This window comes from Shigella sp. FC1544, from assembly GCF_001722145.1.
Lineage (GTDB): Bacteria > Pseudomonadota > Gammaproteobacteria > Enterobacterales > Enterobacteriaceae > Escherichia > Escherichia coli.
On the sequence record NZ_MECT01000216.1, the window covers coordinates 1 to 2,558 of the forward strand.

The 2,558-nt window shown below is 53.4% G+C and carries 1 protein-coding gene and 4 pseudogenes; 1 reads left to right on the forward strand and 4 read right to left on the reverse strand.

The annotated features are described in order from the left end of the window. Window positions 1–133 (forward strand): annotated as a pseudogene (locus BGK49_RS29370) (IS110 family transposase); the annotation flags it as partial. A gap of 49 nt (window positions 134–182) precedes the next feature. Here the strand turns inward: BGK49_RS29370 and BGK49_RS12120 are convergent. The 4 genes and pseudogenes from BGK49_RS12120 to BGK49_RS12130 all read right to left on the reverse strand — a co-directional run. Continuing rightward, window positions 183–1,020, reverse strand: a pseudogene (locus BGK49_RS12120) (IS4 family transposase); the annotation flags it as partial. Then, window positions 1,003–1,359: pseudogene (locus tag BGK49_RS30625) on the reverse strand (Mu transposase domain-containing protein); the annotation flags it as partial. The pseudogenes BGK49_RS12120 and BGK49_RS30625, both read right to left, overlap by 18 nt. Window positions 1,360–1,458: 99 nt before the next feature. Continuing rightward, a pseudogene (locus BGK49_RS12125) lies at window positions 1,459–2,256 on the reverse strand (IS3 family transposase); the annotation flags it as partial. A gap of 46 nt (window positions 2,257–2,302) precedes the next feature. Next, the coding region (locus BGK49_RS12130; protein ID WP_146628131.1) for an integrase core domain-containing protein at window positions 2,303–2,558 on the reverse strand (256 nt) is incomplete at its 5' end.

A 2,558-nucleotide genomic window follows, 5' to 3' on the forward strand; every position in this document is an offset into this window, starting at 1 on the left:
GGCTTACTACACCCGCAAAATGAGTCAGGGAAAACGACACAATCAGGCGCTTATCGCCCTGGCGAGACGACGCTGCGACGTTCTGTTCGCCATGATGCGTGACGGGACTTTTTATACCCCGCAGGGGTCATAACATGCTTGACAACTTAATAGGGGCACCCCCCAAAGCTGCTGTCTCTTGATCAGAGCTCCTGATCAAGAGACTTCATCACCAGGTAACCCTCAACCATATCCTGAAGTCTGACCAGCCATCCCACATGACGCCCCAACCGGGACGACCTGTGCGTTTGCTGTCATACCATCGCCCCAGGCCCATTTCAGGGTCGGTGCCTGCACCGGAAGCGGCTTTCCTTCCAGCTTAACCCACTGTAGTTTCCACTCTGTCGGCGTCAGTATTTTCTCACAGCTGTCATTTTGTGTTTCTTCACTGACACCTCCCTGCCGCAGGCCCAGCACCCGTACCGCTATAAACGCCTGGATAACCACCATGCGCTCAAGGTTATCCCGGGTCTGCATTCGCAGCGATTCCATGTACCACCACTTTTCCACGCCTTGTGGTATTCCTCTGTCAGCCAGCGTCGCTCGTAATGGCTGACAATACGTCGTGCATCGGCGGCACTCGCCGCTTTTCCTGACGTCAGCAGATGCCAGCAGGCACCGTCCTCTGCCTGCTCCCGGCAACAGACATACGTGAGCGGGAGCGCCTGGCCGCTGTTGTCGGGATTTTTTATGCTGACTTCGCTGTAACTGATGAACATCCGGGCCTGACGGGCTGCCCGCCCGCCTTTTTGCATCACATTCAGCGTGTGGCTTCCTGCGGTTGCCAGGACTTCCGGCAGTTCGAAGAGCTTGCCGGGTGCCTCTTCCAGCCGGCGATTCTGTGCAGCACGCACCACGCTGTCCGTGGCTGACTTTATAATACAGGTAATGCCAGATATCCGCTTCCCGGTCACAGACAGTGATTACCCGTTTCTGTATCTCCCCCAGCCGTTCGGCCATGCGCTCCGAAGCCTGCTGCCAGAGTGGAGCGTGATGCTCCGGCACGGTCTGCCAGCCGTATGCAGCCGAACAGAGACGGTGCGATGCTACCTGTTGCTCATTACTGTAGATCCGCAGTTCATCATCCAGCGAGATCCGTATTGATACCAGCTGACCACACAGGCTTTCCGGCACACTGTAACGGTTCCCGCCAACCTCGATATAGCCATCCCAGGAGACATGACGGATATCGAAGTCCGTACCCAGCAGCGGCTGCAGATGCTCCTGTTCCTGCGTGAAGCGCTGTTCCGGTGTCTGCCTGAACTGGCGAAGTTCCCGCCTGTCGGCAACGTCAGCCATCCACTGCGCAGCATGAGAGTTTCCTTTGTGGTGTAGGAACCTTAAGGAAACAACATGTTGGGTGGAGCGGACAATCCAAATGGTGAAGGGGGGATGCGGACGATTTCCTGGACTGCTTTATCATTCCAGCCCGCATTGTTGGCGGTACATTTTGGGGCTGACGGCACCCAGCGATAATTTTATACGCCGCTCGTTATACCATCTGATGTAAGCATCCACTTGCTGCATGAACTTTTCTGGCGTGATGCCCGACCATTTACGCCCATAATACATTTCCGTTTTCAGTCTGCCGAAAAAGCCTTCGCATGCAGCATTATCAGGTGAACATCCTTTACGGGACATGGAGCGAATAAGACCTGCTGCATTCACTCTTTCCAGCCAGCCTGGCCAGCGATAATGCCCACCTCTGTCACTGTGTATCACCGGTCGTTCGCCAGCATTTAACGTTTCGACAGCGCTATCCAGCATAGTGTTGACCAGTTCAGCATCAGGGCGTGTACTGAGAGACCAGCTCACAACTTTTCCATCGAAGCAGTCCACCACTGGTGACAGCCAGACTTTACCTGCAGGGAGCTGGAACTCCGTGATATCTGTCAGCTATTTCTGATTAGGTTGCTCCGCCTTAAAATCTCTGGCGATAAGGTTATCCGGAGCCGGTCCGATTTCTCCGCAATATGAGCTGTAGCAACGACGACGGTTACGACTGACGACAAGCTGTTCCTCCACCATAAGTCTGCGTACAACCTTTTCTGATAGCCGCCCCCCCTCATGCCTGAGCATCGCATGCAGGCGACGATAGCCATAACACTGGTAATTACTGTTAAAGATATCTGTCAGCATCTTACGTATCGTGGCGTATTTATCACCGGCTTTCAGTGCAGCCCGGTGATAAAAATAACTGCTACGGGCAAGGCCCAGAACTGAGGTGTACTGGCAATAGCGGACACCACCATTTGTTCTTTTTCTAAGCAGTCATCTGATAATATTTTATCCTGAAGGCTGCCGGGGAGATATTCCCCAGACGAGAGTGACGACGCTGACGATTGTAGAAAATCTCAATGTATTCCCGTATTACTGAGATGGCCTCATCCCGGCTCTTAAAACGATAGTGGCTCAGGCTTTCATTTTTCAGCGTTCCCCAGAAGCTTTCCATCGGAGCGTTGTCGTAACAGTTACCTTTACGCGACATTGATGTTTTCAGACCAGACTGCTCCTGTATG